13 protein-coding genes are annotated in these 13,707 nt (G+C 67.6%); 7 read left to right on the top strand and 6 right to left on the bottom strand.

The features are described from left to right. Window positions 1-26 precede the first annotated feature (26 nt). From AT700_RS25680 to AT700_RS25665, 4 genes are all read left to right on the top strand, one after another. Window positions 27-2,525: a circularly permuted type 2 ATP-grasp protein gene (locus AT700_RS25680; protein ID WP_017002000.1), complete on the top strand. Its 2,499-nt coding sequence runs from the start codon at window positions 27-29 to the stop codon at window positions 2,523-2,525. Further along, window positions 2,525-3,460, top strand: a complete 936-nt coding sequence (locus AT700_RS25675; RefSeq protein ID WP_003112287.1) for a transglutaminase family protein — start codon at window positions 2,525-2,527, stop codon at window positions 3,458-3,460. Before AT700_RS25680 ends, AT700_RS25675 begins: the two co-directional genes overlap by 1 nt. Window positions 3,461-3,710: 250 nt before the next feature. Then, the gene (locus tag AT700_RS25670) at window positions 3,711-4,562 is read left to right on the top strand and encodes a mechanosensitive ion channel family protein (RefSeq protein WP_003457447.1); all 852 of its coding nucleotides are present in this window, start codon (window positions 3,711-3,713) and stop codon (window positions 4,560-4,562) included. Window positions 4,563-4,748: 186 nt separating this feature from the next. After that, on the top strand, window positions 4,749-5,444 hold the full coding sequence (locus AT700_RS25665; protein ID WP_003112288.1) for a peptidoglycan DD-metalloendopeptidase family protein: 696 nt from the start codon (window positions 4,749-4,751) through the stop codon (window positions 5,442-5,444). A gap of 12 nt (window positions 5,445-5,456) precedes the next feature. Here the strand turns inward: AT700_RS25665 and AT700_RS25660 are convergent, their stop codons facing one another. After that, on the bottom strand, window positions 5,457-6,044 hold the full coding sequence (locus AT700_RS25660) for a TIGR00730 family Rossman fold protein (RefSeq protein ID WP_003109460.1): 588 nt from the start codon (window positions 6,042-6,044) through the stop codon (window positions 5,457-5,459). A gap of 275 nt (window positions 6,045-6,319) precedes the next feature. Between AT700_RS25660 and azu the strand changes: the two genes are divergently transcribed. Next, complete coding sequence (gene azu, locus AT700_RS25655; RefSeq protein WP_003095591.1) at window positions 6,320-6,766, top strand: azurin; 447 nt, start codon at window positions 6,320-6,322, stop codon at window positions 6,764-6,766. A gap of 68 nt (window positions 6,767-6,834) precedes the next feature. On the opposite strand, the gene choE is transcribed toward azu, so the two are convergent. The 4 genes from choE to AT700_RS25635 form a co-directional block, all read right to left on the bottom strand. Next, window positions 6,835-7,758 (bottom strand): cholinesterase ChoE, encoded by a 924-nt coding sequence (gene choE / locus AT700_RS25650; RefSeq protein WP_016264107.1) that lies wholly within the window; start codon window positions 7,756-7,758, stop codon window positions 6,835-6,837. 133 nt (window positions 7,759-7,891) lie between these two features. Next, window positions 7,892-8,719: an ammonia-dependent NAD(+) synthetase gene (gene nadE, locus AT700_RS25645; protein WP_003099998.1), complete on the bottom strand. Its 828-nt coding sequence runs from the start codon at window positions 8,717-8,719 to the stop codon at window positions 7,892-7,894. A 28-nt stretch (window positions 8,720-8,747) separates the two neighbouring features. After that, window positions 8,748-9,947 (bottom strand): nicotinate phosphoribosyltransferase, encoded by a 1,200-nt coding sequence (gene pncB, locus AT700_RS25640; RefSeq protein ID WP_003099996.1) that lies wholly within the window; start codon window positions 9,945-9,947, stop codon window positions 8,748-8,750. 2 nt (window positions 9,948-9,949) lie between these two features. Beyond that, window positions 9,950-10,609, bottom strand: coding sequence for a nicotinamidase (locus AT700_RS25635; protein WP_003095584.1), 660 nt, complete (start codon window positions 10,607-10,609; stop codon window positions 9,950-9,952). Window positions 10,610-10,718: 109 nt separating this feature from the next. Here AT700_RS25635 and AT700_RS25630 point away from each other — a divergent pair, with 109 nt between their 5' ends. Both AT700_RS25630 and AT700_RS25625 read left to right on the top strand, forming a co-directional pair. After that, window positions 10,719-11,321 (top strand): adenylyltransferase/cytidyltransferase family protein, encoded by a 603-nt coding sequence (locus AT700_RS25630; RefSeq protein WP_004347696.1) that lies wholly within the window; start codon window positions 10,719-10,721, stop codon window positions 11,319-11,321. A gap of 14 nt (window positions 11,322-11,335) precedes the next feature. Then, on the top strand, window positions 11,336-12,031 hold the full coding sequence (locus AT700_RS25625) for an NUDIX domain-containing protein (RefSeq protein ID WP_003095579.1): 696 nt from the start codon (window positions 11,336-11,338) through the stop codon (window positions 12,029-12,031). Between the two features lie 46 nt (window positions 12,032-12,077). On the opposite strand, the gene AT700_RS25620 is transcribed toward AT700_RS25625, so the two are convergent. Next, window positions 12,078-13,703: a methyl-accepting chemotaxis protein gene (locus AT700_RS25620; protein WP_023123455.1), complete on the bottom strand. Its 1,626-nt coding sequence runs from the start codon at window positions 13,701-13,703 to the stop codon at window positions 12,078-12,080. Between the last annotated feature and the right edge of the window lie 4 nt (window positions 13,704-13,707).

The raw sequence follows: 13,707 nt of genomic DNA, 5'->3' as shown, positions 1-13,707 counted from the left end.
CGCAACCCCAGCCCCGCGAGCCTTCGATGCCCGAGCTGCTTGCCCACTATCCGTTCACCGATACGGCCTACCACGAGTTGCTCGATCGCCAGGGCGGCGTGCGTCCCCATTGGCAGCGGCTGTTCCGCCAACTGGAGCGCAGCAGCCCTGAGCAATTGCGCCAGCGCCAGGCCCTGGTGGAACGGCAGATCCAGGAGAACGGCGTCACCTACAACGTTTACGCCGATCCCAAGGGCACCGACCGCCCCTGGGCGCTGGACCTTCTGCCGAACCTGCTGTCCGCCGCCGAGTGGCAGCCGATCGCCGCTGGTGTGGCGCAGCGTGCTCGGCTGCTCAATGCGCTGCTGGCCGACCTGTACGGCGACCAGCGTCTGCTCGCCGAAGGGCTGCTGCCCAGCGAACTGGTCTTCGGCCATCCGAACTTCCTCTGGCCGGCGCTCGGCATCCGGCCGCCCGGCGGGATTTTCCTGCACAGCTATGCCGTGGACCTGGCGCGCGATGCCGACGGACGCTGGCAGGTCCTTGCCGACCGCACCCAGGCTCCGTCCGGCGCGGGCTATGCGCTGGAGAACCGGCAGATCGTCTCGCGGGCCTTGCCGGAACTCTATCGCGACCTGCGCGTGCAGCATCTCGCCGGGTATTTCCGCACCCTGCAGGAGACCCTCGCCAGCCAGGCCGCTGGCGACGGCGAGACGCCGCTGGTGGTGCTGCTGACTCCCGGACGTTTCAACGAAACCTACTTCGAGCATCTCTACCTGGCGCGCCAGCTCGGTTTTCCGCTGGTCGAGGGGCACGACCTGACGGTGCGCGACGCCACCCTCTATCTCAAGACCCTCGGCGGCCTGAAACGGGTGCACGCGGTATTGCGGCGCCTCGATGACGATTTCTGCGACCCACTGGAATTACGTACCGACTCGGCGCTGGGCATTCCCGGCCTGCTCGAGGCGGTACGCCAGGGACGCGTGCTGGTGGCCAACGCACTGGGCAGCGGAGTGCTGGAGTCGCCCGGCCTGCTCGGCTTCCTGCCGCAGGCCTGTCGCCGCCTGCTTGGCGAGGAACTGGCGCTGCCCTCGCTCGACACCCGCTGGTGCGGCGAGCCGCAAGCCCTCGAGGCGATACTCGCGGCACTGCCCGACCTGGTGATCAAGCCGGCCTTTCCCGGCCAGCGCTGCGAACCTCTGTTCGGCCACTCCCTCGACAGTGCCGGCCTGGCATCCCTCGGCGAGCGCTTGCGCGAGCGCCCGCAGGCCTACGTGGCGCAACGCCTGGCGCAGTTGTCCCAGGCACCGGTCTGGCGCGACGGCAAGGCCGGCGTCGGCCTGCAGTCGCGGGCCATCGGCATGCGCGTATTCGCCGTCGCCGCCAGCGACGGCCGCTACTGGGTGATGCCCGGCGGCCTGACCCGCGTAGCCTCGGCGGCGGACGCCGAAGTGGTGTCGATGCAGCGCGGCGGGGCGAGCAAGGACACCTGGGTGCTGGCCGAGCGAGCAGTCGGCGGCGAGCCGTTGCGACCGCGCCGGCTCGGCGTGCGCGACCTGGTCCGCGAAGACCCCTACCTGCCGTCGCGGGTGGTGGAGAACCTGTTCTGGTACGGCCGCTATGCCGAGCGTTGCGACGACCATGCGCGCCTGTTGCGGGTGGTGCTGTCGCGCTACGTGGATGCCGATGGCGACGAAGAGGCGTTGCGCAGCGCCCTGGCCCTGGCCGGCGGCATCGGCCTGCTGCCCGGGGATGGCGAGCCGTTGGAAAGGTGCCTGTTGCGGGCGTTGCTCGACGAGCACTGGCCGGCGAGCCTGTGCGCCAACCTGCGGCGCCTGCACTGGGCGGCGGCGCAGGTGCGCGGGCGCTTGTCCGGGGAGAACTGGCTGGCCTTGCTGGAGCTGCAACGCGACATGCAGGCGCTCGATCCGGCACGCACCGACCTCGGCGAAGCGCTGGACTTCCTCAACCGGCTAGTGATGTCCCTGGCCGCGTTGTCCGGTTTCGCCCTCGACGACATGACCCGCGACGACGGCTGGCGTTTCCTGATGATCGGCCGGCGCATCGAGCGCGTGCGCTTCTTCGCCGAGAGCATCGCCGCCTTCCTCGACGGCGGTAGCGCCTGGGACGCCGGCGCGCTGGAGTGGCTGCTGGAGCTGGGTAACAGCGGCATCACCTACCGCTCGCGCTACCTGGCGTCGCCGCAGCTGGTCCCGGTGCTCGACCTGCTCCTGTTGCACGAGCAGAACCCGCACTCGCTGCGCTTCCAGTTGCAGGCCCTGGAGCGTTCGCTGGAGCGCCTGCACGAGGAGTTCGGCGCGCCACGCGAGCGGGAACTCAGGACCCTGGGCGAACGCCTGCGCAGCTTCGATCTGGCGGCCCTGGAAAGCCCGCTGTTCGGCGCGGCAGGACTCGACGAGGTGCTCGTCGGGCTGGCGCGACTGCTGCGCGACATCGCCGCCTGCGCCGGACAGGTCTCCGATCGGCTAGGCTTGCGCTATTTCGCCCATGTCGACGATGTCAGCCAGAGAACGGTATCCACCTGATGTCCGCACCCGCGCTTCGCTCCGTTCCGCTCCAGGGCGCCCGCTACCAGGTGCTGCACGACACCCATTACCGCTATGCGATGCCGGTCTCGCTGTCGCGGCAACTGGCGCATCTCTGGCCACGCGAATGCGCCTGGCAGGCCTGTCATGAGCGGGCACTGCTGATCGAGCCGGGGCCGAGCCGGCGCGAGGATGGCCACGACGCATTCGGCAATCCGCTGAGCCGGCTGGCCTTCGAGCGTCCCCACGAGGCGCTGCGGGTCAGCGCGCGACTGCAGGTCGAAGTGTTCGCCCATGCGCCGGCGCAACTGACCGCGTCGCCGGCATGGGAAACCGTCGCCGCCGGGCTGGCATTTTCCGGGCGGGCGCTGTCCGCCGCCGAGCTGGAAGCCTGCCGCTATCGCGTCGAGTCGCCCTATGTGCGCATCCAGCGGCGATTCGCCGAGTTCGCCGCCGACTGCTTCCCGCCCGGACGGCCGTTGCTGGTGGCGGCGGCGGCACTGATGGAGAAGATCTTCCGCGAGTTCGCCTTCGATGCGCAGGCCACCCAGGTGGCGACGCCGCTGGACGAAGTGCTGGAGCGCCGTCGCGGGGTCTGCCAGGACTTCGCCCACCTGATGCTCGCCTGCCTGCGCGCGCGCGGACTGGCGGCGCGCTACGTCAGCGGCTACCTGCTGACCCGCCCGCCGCCCGGACAGGCGCGACTGATCGGTGCCGACGCCTCGCATGCCTGGGTCTCGCTGTATTGCCCGGAGAACGGCTGGGTGGATTTCGACCCGACCAACGACCTGTTGCCCGACCTGGAGCACATCACCCTGGCCTGGGGGCGGGATTTTTCCGATGTGTCGCCGTTGCGCGGGGTGATCCTCGGTGGCGGTAGCCATGACCCGGAGGTGCGGGTGACGGTGCTGCCGCTACAGGAAACAGCCGGCTGATCAAAAAGTGATCGGTCTCGCGGAGGCCCTGCCGCCCGGGACTCCCGGACCTTTTCACCCAGGTTGTCCACAGCCTCGCCCACGCCGTTTGGGGACAACGAAGCGGTGCTCCGGCAAATTCGCAGCGCCGTGCTAGCTTTTCCAGAATCCGCTACGGACGTTGTCGGGCCAAGGGCCGGAGCCTGCCTTTCCGGTGCCAGGGGCGGTTCTCGTACGGAGCCAGACTCCTTCCTTGCGCACGGTGAGCGATATGGATGACACGACGATCGTCAACGTAGGTACCGAGAAGATCAACGCGCTCTGGGCGACGGTGTCCCAGTACGCCTTCGCCTTCGGCATCAAGATTCTCGCGGCCATCGCCTTCTGGGTGATCGGCCGCTGGCTGATCGGCTTCGCCGTCGGCATGGTGCAGAAATCCCTCGAGCGGCAAAAGGTCGATCCCACCGTGCTGCGCTACGTGGGTTCGTTCATCACGGTGACCCTGAACGTGCTGCTGGTGGTGGGCATCCTCGGTTTCTTCGGCATCCAGACCACCAGCCTGGCGGCGCTGATCGCGGCGGTCGGCCTGGCCATCGGCATGGCCTGGTCGGGATTGCTGGCGAACCTGGCGGCCGGCGGCTTCATCATCGTCCTGCGGCCGTTCAAGGTCGGCGACTTCATCTGCGCCGGCGGAGTGACCGGCACGGTCAAGGAGATCGGCCTGTTCACCACGGCGATCAACACTCCGGACAACGTGCTGACCATGGTCGGCAACAACAAGATATTCGGCGACAACATCCAGAACTTCACCCACAACCCGTTCCGCCGGGTCGAGTTGAAGGCGCAGCTTTCCGGTGCCGCCGACTACCAGGCGGCCATCGCCCTGCTCAGGCAGCGCGTCGCGGCGATTCCCAACGTGCTCGGCGAGCCGCCGGTGGACGTGGAGATCCTCGAGTTCAACCTGGTCGGGCCGGTGCTGGCGGTGCGCCCGTATTGCCACAACGACCATTACTGGCAGGTCTATTTCGATACCAACAAGGTGATCAAGGACGCCCTCGGCGCCGACTTCCCGGCACCGATGCCGGCGCAGACGGTGATCGTGCAGCAGTCCGCCGGCGCCTGACGTTTCCCGCTCGGCACCGACGCCCCGTCCTGCGGGGCGTTGGCGTTTGTGCGCGGACCGGGTGGCGGGCCGCGCGGAGAAAACGGGCCATCGGCGAGTCCAACGGGCACCCCGGCGAACAAGGTATAGTGCGGGCCTGCAACCGTCGCCGCAGCCGGCCGGGTTTCATCGGGAAAAGGATTCCGTGTGTTCTTCAGATTGCTCTTGATCGCCGTCCTGCTGGCGGTATCCGCGTGCAGCTCCAAGGCTCCCGGCCCGGGGGCGTCGGTGCCGAAGGTCGTGCGCGGCGAGTATCGCGTCAAGCGCGGCGACACCCTCTATTCGATCGCCACCCGGCACGGCTGGAACTACAAGGACCTGGCGCGCGCCAACGGCATCCGCCCGCCCTACGCGGTCAAGGTCGGCCAGGTGGTGCGCTTCGACGGGCGCAAGTCGACCTACGTCGCCAGTAGCCGCTCTTCGTCTAACACCCGTGCGCGCAAGCCGCCGCCTCCGCCGCCGTCGGTGACCCTGCGCGGCTGGCAGTGGCCGATGAAGGGGCCGGTGATCCGCCGCTTCTCCAGTTCCGACAAGCTCAACAAGGGCATCCGCATCGCCGGCACCCTGGGCCAGCCGGTGCAGGCCTCGCTGGCCGGCAAGGTGGTGTTCGCGGTGAACAACATGCGTGGCTACGGCAACCTGGTGATCATCCAGCACGGTACCTCGTACACCAGCACCTACGCGCACAACAGCCGCTTGCTGGTGAAGGAGGGGCAGATGGTCGGCAAGGGCCAGAAGATCGCCGAGGCCGGTTCCTCGGATGCCGACCGGGTGCAGCTGTACTTCGAGATCCGCCAGAACGGCCGGCCGCTCGACCCGCTGAGCCTGCTGCCGCCGTCCTGAGAGAGGAGCGGATCACTGCGGGGTGCGGTCGACCCACTTCGGCGCCACGCTCGGCGTCCAGGCGGCGAGGGCATCGAGCAGCGCCTCCGGGCTGGCGCCGCGCTGCAGCATGCCGCGGTGTTCGGCGCGGACGAAACGTTCGTCGACCAGGTGGTCGAGGAAAGTCAGCAGCGGGTCGTAGAAACCGTTCACTTCGAGCAGGCCCAGCGGCTTGGCGTGGTAGCCCAGTTGGCCCCAGGTCCAGACCTCGAACAGCTCTTCCAGGGTGCCGAGCCCGCCAGGCAGGGCGATGAAGGCGTCGGCCAGTTCGGCCATGCGTGCCTTGCGCGCGTGCATGCCGTCTACCACTTCCAGGCGGGTCAGGCCCTTGTGGCCGATCTCGGCCTCCTGCAGGCTCTGCGGGATGATCCCGATCACTTCGCCGCCGGCGGCCAATGCGGCGTCCGCCACGGTGCCCATCAGACCGACCGCGCCGCCACCGTAGACCAGGGTCAGGCCGCGCTCGGCCAGGTGCCGGCCGAGGGCCACGGCGGCTTCCTGGTAGACCGGGGAAGCGCCGGGGCTGGCGCCACAGAATACGCAGACGGAACGCAAGGTCATGATCGACTCCTGTCGGGGGTGGAAAAAGGCGCACAGGGTAGCGGCTGGGAGCGCTTCGACCAAGCCGTGCGAAGCATTGCCGGACGTTGCGTCGCAGGCGCGAAGCGGCACATCTGTGCTAAAACAGGAGTTCCCCGTAGTAAACGCCGGGCAGATCCCGCTCGATGCCCCGCCACGTCCGGTTCGGGTTTGACCTGAATCAGTGGAACTCGGTGCCCGATCGGGCAGTCTGCTCTTTCAGGATTCATCGCCCAACCTGCCTAGGAGGCTGCTCCATGCTACGTAAACTCGCTGCGGTATCCCTGCTGTCCCTGCTCAGTGCGCCGCTGCTGGCTGCCGAGTGCTCGGTGGACATCCAGGGTAACGACCAGATGCAGTTCAACACCAATGCCATCACCGTCGACAAGAGCTGCAAGCAGTTCACCGTCAACCTGTCCCACCCCGGCAACCTGCCGAAGAACGTCATGGGCCACAACTGGGTACTGAGCACCGCCGCCGACATGCAGGGCGTGGTCACCGACGGCATGGCTTCCGGCCTGGACAAGGATTACCTGAAGCCCGACGACAGCCGCGTCATCGCCCACACCAAGCTGATCGGCTCGGGCGAGAAGGACTCGGTGACCTTCGACGTCTCCAAGCTGAAGGAAGGCGAGCAGTACATGTTCTTCTGCACCTTCCCGGGCCACTCCGCGCTGATGAAGGGCACCCTGACCCTGAAGTGATGCGCGAGCGATCCGCTGCATGAAAAAGCCCGGCCGCTGCCGGGCTTTTTCATGGGCGCGCGCCGGGCTCAGCGCGCGTAGCGTGCCGCCATCGCCTCGCCGGCCAGTTGGTGCACGCGCCGGGTCGGATGCCACTCGTCCCAGAAGTAGTACTGGTCCGGGTTGGCGCAGGCCGGGCGGACGCTGGGCTGGGTCGGCTGGCAGGGCGCGTCCAGCTCCACCAGGCCATAGCGCGCCGGGTTGCGCCGCAAGTGGCGGCTGAAGGTGAGATGGTCGAACCAGCTCAGCTCCAGGCCGCGGGTCTTGCGCAGGGCGGCGAGCTGGATCGGCAGGCTGGCGTTGACTGCCTGCAGGTAGCGCTGCGCCCGCTCGACCCGGTTACCGGCGACCACCGCCGGGACCACGCTCAGGTCGGTCGAACTGACCACCAGGAAGCGTCGTGCGCCGGCCTCTCCGAGACGCTGCACCGCGGCGCGGATGTTCGCCACGCTGCTGCCGGCCAGTTGTTCCAGGGGCTGCTCGCCGGCGAAATCCTCGTGCTCGAAGAAATCGTTGGCGGAGACGAAGATGAAGTGCAGCGCCTGGCCGTCGGCCGGCTTGCCGTCCAGCGTGGCGAGGTAGGCGTCGACCTGGCCGGCGAGGCCGGTATGGCGGTAGGCGCTCATCCAGCCGTAGTAGTTGTCCGCTCCGCTCTTGGCGCCGCCCACCGCATGGTCGGCCAGTTGTGCGCCGAGCTGGCGGGCGAGCACCTCGACGGCGGTCGGGCCGTTGCTCCAGCGGCCCTGCCAGTAGACTTCGCCGGGCAATGCCTGGGCGCCGGCGATGCCCTTGGCGAGCATCTCGCGGGTCAGTCGCTGGCTTTCGCCGTTGTCCGAATAGCTGTCGCCGAAGGCGTGGATCTGCCGTACCGGCGCGAGCAGCGGGGACGTGTGTCCGCAGGCCTGGCCGGCCAGCAGGACACCGAGGAGCAGGGCGGGGAGACGGGTGCGCATGGCTGGCCTTCGCAGGGATTCAGCTTCCTTCTAGCGCGCCGCCGCGCGGACTTGAAGACCTGGTTGCGACAGGCACATTCCCGCCCGCGACAAAGGCCCGTCGACGACGGGCCTGCCGCACGGACCGGGAGGCTCAGGGCGCCTTCGGCAGTTCGCGCTTGTGCTGGGTCTTGTGGTAGGTGTCGACGATCACCCGCGCAGCTTCCTCGCGCAGCGGCTGGCCGTGCAGGAAGGCGTCGATCTCGGCATAGGTGACGCCGTGGGAAGCCTCGTCCGGATGGCCGGGGCGCAGGTCCTCGAGGTCGGCGGTGGGGATCTTCTCCACCAGGTTCTCCGGAGCGCCGAGGGCGCGGGCGAGGGCGCGCACCTGATGCTTGGCCAGGCCGCTGAGCGGAGCCAGGTCGCAGGCGCCGTCGCCGAACTTGGTGAAGAACCCCATGACCGCCTCGGCAGCATGGTCGGTGCCGATCACCAGGCCGCCGCGGGCGCCGGCGATGGCGTACTGGGCGACCATGCGGATGCGCGCCTTGATATTGCCGATGACGAAGTCGCTCTTCGCCGGCTCGAGTCCTTCCAGGGCTTCCAGCTGTTCCGCCAGGGCTTTCACCGACGGACCGATGTTGACGGTCTGCTCTTCGTCGGCGCGGATGGTCGCCAGCGAGGCCTGGGCATCGGCCTCGTCCTGCTGCACCTGGTAGGGCAGGCGCACGGCGATGAAGCGGTAGGCCTGGTCGCCGGTCTGCTCGCGCAGTTGCTCGACGGCGCGCTGGGCCAGCAGGCCGGCGGTGAGCGAGTCGACGCCGCCGCTGATCCCCAGCACCAGGGTCTTCAGCCCGGAATCCTTCAGGCACTGCTGGATGAAGGCGATGCGCCGGGCGATCTGCGCCTGCACGTCGGCCTCCGACTGGAACGGCGGCTGGACCTGCAGGGCTTGGGCGATGTCGCGTTGGATCTGTTGCATGTTCGGGCTCCCGTTAGGTGCGAAAGGATTAGGCCGGCACGTTGAAGACGTGGCGGAGGTAGGCGACGAAGTTCTCGTCGCGGCATTGGGTCTTGCCCGGGGCGTCGGATATCTTCGCCACCGGATGGCCGTTGCAGGCCGTCATCTTCAGGACGATGTTCATCGGCTCGACCCCCGGGATGTCGCAGGTCAGGTTGGTGCCGATGCCGAAGCTGACGTTGATCTTGCCACGTAGCGCGCGGAACAGCTGCAACGCCTTGGGCATGTCCAGCCCGTCGGAGAACACCAGGGTCTTGCTCAGCGGGTCGATACCCAGGCGGCGGTAGTGGGCGATGGCTTTCTCCGCCCAGGCCAGCGGGTCGCCCGAATCGTGGCGCAGGCCGTCGAAGAGCTTGGCGAAGTACAGGTCGAAGTCGTCGAGGAAGGCATCCATGGTAATGCAGTCGGTCAGGGCTATGCCGAGCTGTCCGCGGTACTCGCGGACCCAGCAGTCCAGCGCCGCTTGCTGGCTGTCGACCAGCCGCGGGCCGAGTTGCTGATGGGCCATCAGCCATTCGTGGGCCATGGTGCCGATCGGCTTGAGATCGTACTCGCGGGCCAGGTGCACGTTGCTGGTGCCGACGAAGCGCCCGGGGAAGTCGCGCTTGAGGATATGCACCACTTCCTCCTGGGTGCGGTAGGAGAAGCGCCGGCGGGTGCCGAAGTCGGCGACCTGGAATTCCGCGAGTTCCTCGCTGCTGGCCTGGGCGGAGAGCCAGTCGAGCTTGCGATAGAGCTGCTCGCCGACCTGTTCCAGGACCACCTCGCGGTAGCGATAACGGTTGCGCACCTCGCTGACGATGGCCAGCAGCGGCACCTCGAAGAGGATCACGTGCAGCCATGGGCCGCGCAGGCGGATCGCCAGTTGGCCATCCTCGATGCCGGTGTGCACGTAGCGCAGGTTGAAGCGGAACAGGCTGAGGAAGCGGATGAAGTCCGGCTTCATGAACGGGATGCGTTCGAGGAAGGCGAGCTGGTCGGCGGTTACCTCGACTTCGGCGAGGCGCTCGATCTGGTAGCGGATCTCCGCCAGGTACGGACGCAGGTCCTCGGCGTTGCGGCAGCGGAATTCCCACTCCACTTCGGCGTTGGGGTAGTTGTGCAGCACCGCCTGCATCATGGTCAGCTTGTAGAAATCGGTATCGAGCAGGTTCTGCACGATGCGCTCGGCAAAGACGCTTTCGGCCATGTTCACTTCTCCTTGTCGGCGCCGGCGAGGGCGCTATCCAGTCGTTCCAGGTCGGCGCAGAGGATCACCCCGGCGTCGCGCATCTCGTCGCAGGCCCGCTGCGCGGTGTCCTCGGCGATGGCCCGGCAGGCGGGCAGGTAGAGCAGCACCTCGAAACCGGCGCGGCGCAGTTGCAGGGCGGTGTTCTTCACGCAGTAGTCCAGCGCCAGGCCACCCACCAGCACATGGCTCACGCCATTCTGCCTCAGGTATTCGATGACCCCGGTGCTGCGGCGTTCCGCCAGATCGTGGTAGCAGGCGCCGTAGGGATGCAGGTCCGGCTCCACGCCCTTCCAGACGAAGAAGTCGTAGTCGATCGGCCGCGGCAGTTCGTCGAGCAGCTCGAAACCCGGCGTACCCGGTACGCAGTGGCTCACCCAGGTCAGGTCGGCATCCGGATAGGCCAGCGGCCGCAGCATCTGCTCGGCGCTTTCCACTACCCAGGCAGCCTTCGGGCTGTGCGCGTCCTTGCTGCCCAGGCGCAGCGCGGCGCGGCTGGCCAGTTGGTTGAGGGCGGCGCCGATGGCGTCGCCGCCGGGCACCGGCAGTTCGTCCGGGCACAGCGGGGTGAAGCCTTTCTGGGCGTCGACATCGAAGCTGGCGATCTTGCTGGGACGATTCATGGAAGCCTCCGCTTGACGGGTTGGGGCTGAATGTGGGTACATAATTCATCACGTGAAATAAGTCGTCAAGCACTTGTACTACAAAATTTCGCAGTGGAAGGTATTTTCTATGCGTGATGAAATAAGTTGCCGGATTCGCCGACTGCCTGCCGGGATGAGCGGCGGACGCGCCCCCGACTTCGCCCTCGCGGTCTACGGTGGGGCGTTCGACCCGCCGCACCCCGGCCATGAGTCGGTGATCCGCCGGGCGCTGCTTTGCGCCGAACGGGTCGCCCTGGTGCCGAGCCACCGCCACGCCTTCGGCAAGCGCATGGGCGATTTCGAGCTGCGCTGCCGCTGGCTGGCGCGGCTGGCTCGGCGGATCGATCCGCGGCGGGTGTATTGCGAACCGATCGAAGCAGGATTGATGCCTGATCGTCCGGCGGTCTACAGCATCGACCTGCTGGAAGCGCTGGCCGCGCGTAGCGGCCTGGCGTCACCGCGGATCGCCCTGCTGATCGGCGCCGACAACGAGGCGGAGCTGCCGCGCTTCGAACGCGCCGCCGAATTGTGCTGGCGCTTCGGCCGGCTGGTGGCGGAGGAGCGGCTGCCGCTGCACAGCTCAATGATCCGCCAGCGCCTGCGTGAAGGGCTGGCGGTACCGGAGGCCTGGTGCCTGCCGGAAGTGAAGGACGAACTGCACTGCTATGGCGGCGAACGCCAGGCGGGCTGAAGAGAGGAGTGACGATGAGTTCAGCGGAAGTATTGGCCAGCGTGGATATCGTGGCGTTGCGCCTGAACCCCGGGCACGGACTGGAGCTGTTGCTGATCCGCCGCGCCCAGGCGCCTTTCGCCGGCCAGTGGGCCTTGCCCGGCGTGCTGGTCAACGGCCGCAGCGCCGACCACAGCCTCGACGACGCGGCGGTGCGCGCCCTGCGCGACAAGGCGCGGCTGGAGCCGGCCTACATCGAGCAGGTGGCCACGGTCGGCAACGCGGTACGCGACCCGCGCGGCTGGTCGCTGAGCGTGTTCTACCTGGTGCTGGTCGGTCCGGACACCCGGGTGGAGGACGACGACCTCGACTTCGTGCCGCTGCGCGACGTTCGCAGCGAGCGCTTCGCCCTGCCGTTCGACCACGCCCAACTGGTACAGCAGGCCTGCGAGCGCCTGGCGAGCAAGTCGGTGTACAGCGCCCTGCCGCTGTTCCTGCTGGCGCCGCGCTTCACCGTGGCCGAGGCGCTGAAGGCCTTCGAGTGCGCCATCGGCCAGGAAGTCCAGCATTCCAGCCTGCGCGGGCGCCTGGAGCGGATGAAGGAGGCTGGCTGGGTCGAGGACACCGGCGAACGCCAGCGTCCGCCCATGGGGCGCCCGCAACACGTCCTGCATTTCACCCCGAAGCCGGGCGGCGCCTTCGTTTTCGACCGCAGCCTGCTGGCGTCCTGACAAACGGGTGCGGCAGGGCCGGTGAGGCCGCTCCCTGCCGCGCTTGCTAGACGGTGAAGCGCTGGATCTGCTGCTCCAGTCCGTTTGCCAGCTTCGCCAGCTCGACACTGGAGGTGGAGGTCTTCACCGCGCCCTCGGCGACTTCGCCGATGCTGGCATTGAGCGAGTCGATGTTCTGGCTGACCTCGCTCGCGGTGGCGGTCTGTTCTTCCGTCGCCGTGGATATCTGCGCGTTGCTCTGGGCGATACCTTCGACCGCCTGGGCGATGAGACCGAGCGCCTTTCCCGCCTCGTGGGCGCGCTGGACGCTGACCTGGGCCTGCTCGCGTGACTGCTGCATCACGCTGACCGCGCTGCTGGCGCCTGCCTGCAGGGCTTCGATCATCTCGCGGATGGTTTCGGTGGCCTTGTGCGTATTGGTGGCCAGGCTGCGCACTTCATCGGCGACCACCGCGAACCCGCGTCCGGCCTCGCCCGCCCGTGCGGCTTCTATCGCGGCATTGAGGGCGAGCAGGTTGGTTTGCTGGGCGATGTTCTGGATGACTTCCAGAACGGTGCTGATTTCCTCGGTCTTGTTGCGTAGCGTGTCGATGACGGCTCCCGCCTCTCCGACCATGACCGACAGGCCCTGGATGGCGTCGAGGTTCGCATGCACGAGTCCGGTTCCGGTGTGCGCCTCGCTGTTCGCCGATTCCGCGCTGGCTGCGGCGGCCTGGGCGTTCCGCGCCACGTCCTGGACCGCCATGCTCATCTGGTGTACCGCCGTGGCGACCATGTCGGTCTGGTCGCCCTGGGACGTGGCGACATGGCTGACCTGGTTGCTGATGGCACTCATCTCGTCCGAGGTGATGGTGAGCTTCCTGGCTGTATCGGCGAGATGCCGAAGCAGCGCCTGCTGGCTTTCCAGCATCATATTGAAGGCGCGCGCCGTATCGGACACTTCGTCGCGCCCGCGCGCATCGGCGCGGAGCGTGAGATTCGAGGAGTCCTGCACGCGGCGGATCACCCCGCGCAGATCGGAAAGCGGGCGCATGATCGACAGGCTGATGAACCAGGCCGCGGCGACGATGAGGACCAGGGCTGCGGCGCCGATGAGCAGGAAGGTGGTGCGCATGGAGTCGTAGCGTTTCTCCATCTGCTCGTTGAGCTTGGCGCCTTCACTGAGCTGCAGGTCGATCAGCGTCGACAGCGCGGTTCCCAGCGGATCGAACGCACCATACATCTCGCGATTGAACGTGCCGGCCTCGACGTTTCGCAGGCTTCCGGCCCTGGCCTGCTCGCCGTATGCCAGGGTCATCCGCTTGACCCGTTCCAAGGTGGGGACCAGCGACTCGATGATTTCCTTCTCGGCGGCAGTCCGGTGGTCTGCGGAATAGTCGGCCCACGACTTCTCGATGCGCGACAGCGCCCCACTCAACTCCTGCTGCAGGCGCTCTTCATCGAAGACCCCCGCACGGTACTTGTGCAGGGCGTCGACCACGCTGACCGCAACGGCGTCGGCGACGATCTTGAGCTGGCTGATGGGCTTCATCCGGTTGTTGAAAAGGTCCTGGAAGCTGGCATCGAGTCGACTGGCGTTGGCCAGCGCCATCGCGATGACCGTGACGAGCATCGTCAGCGGTAGCAGCGCCAGGACCAGCAGGCGGATTCGAACCGTGACGCCAGTGAGCATGGGA

This window comes from Pseudomonas aeruginosa (assembly GCF_001457615.1).
Lineage (GTDB): Bacteria > Pseudomonadota > Gammaproteobacteria > Pseudomonadales > Pseudomonadaceae > Pseudomonas > Pseudomonas aeruginosa.
Note: the sequence above shows the minus strand (reverse complement) of the source record. Positions and strands in the feature narration are given on the sequence as shown.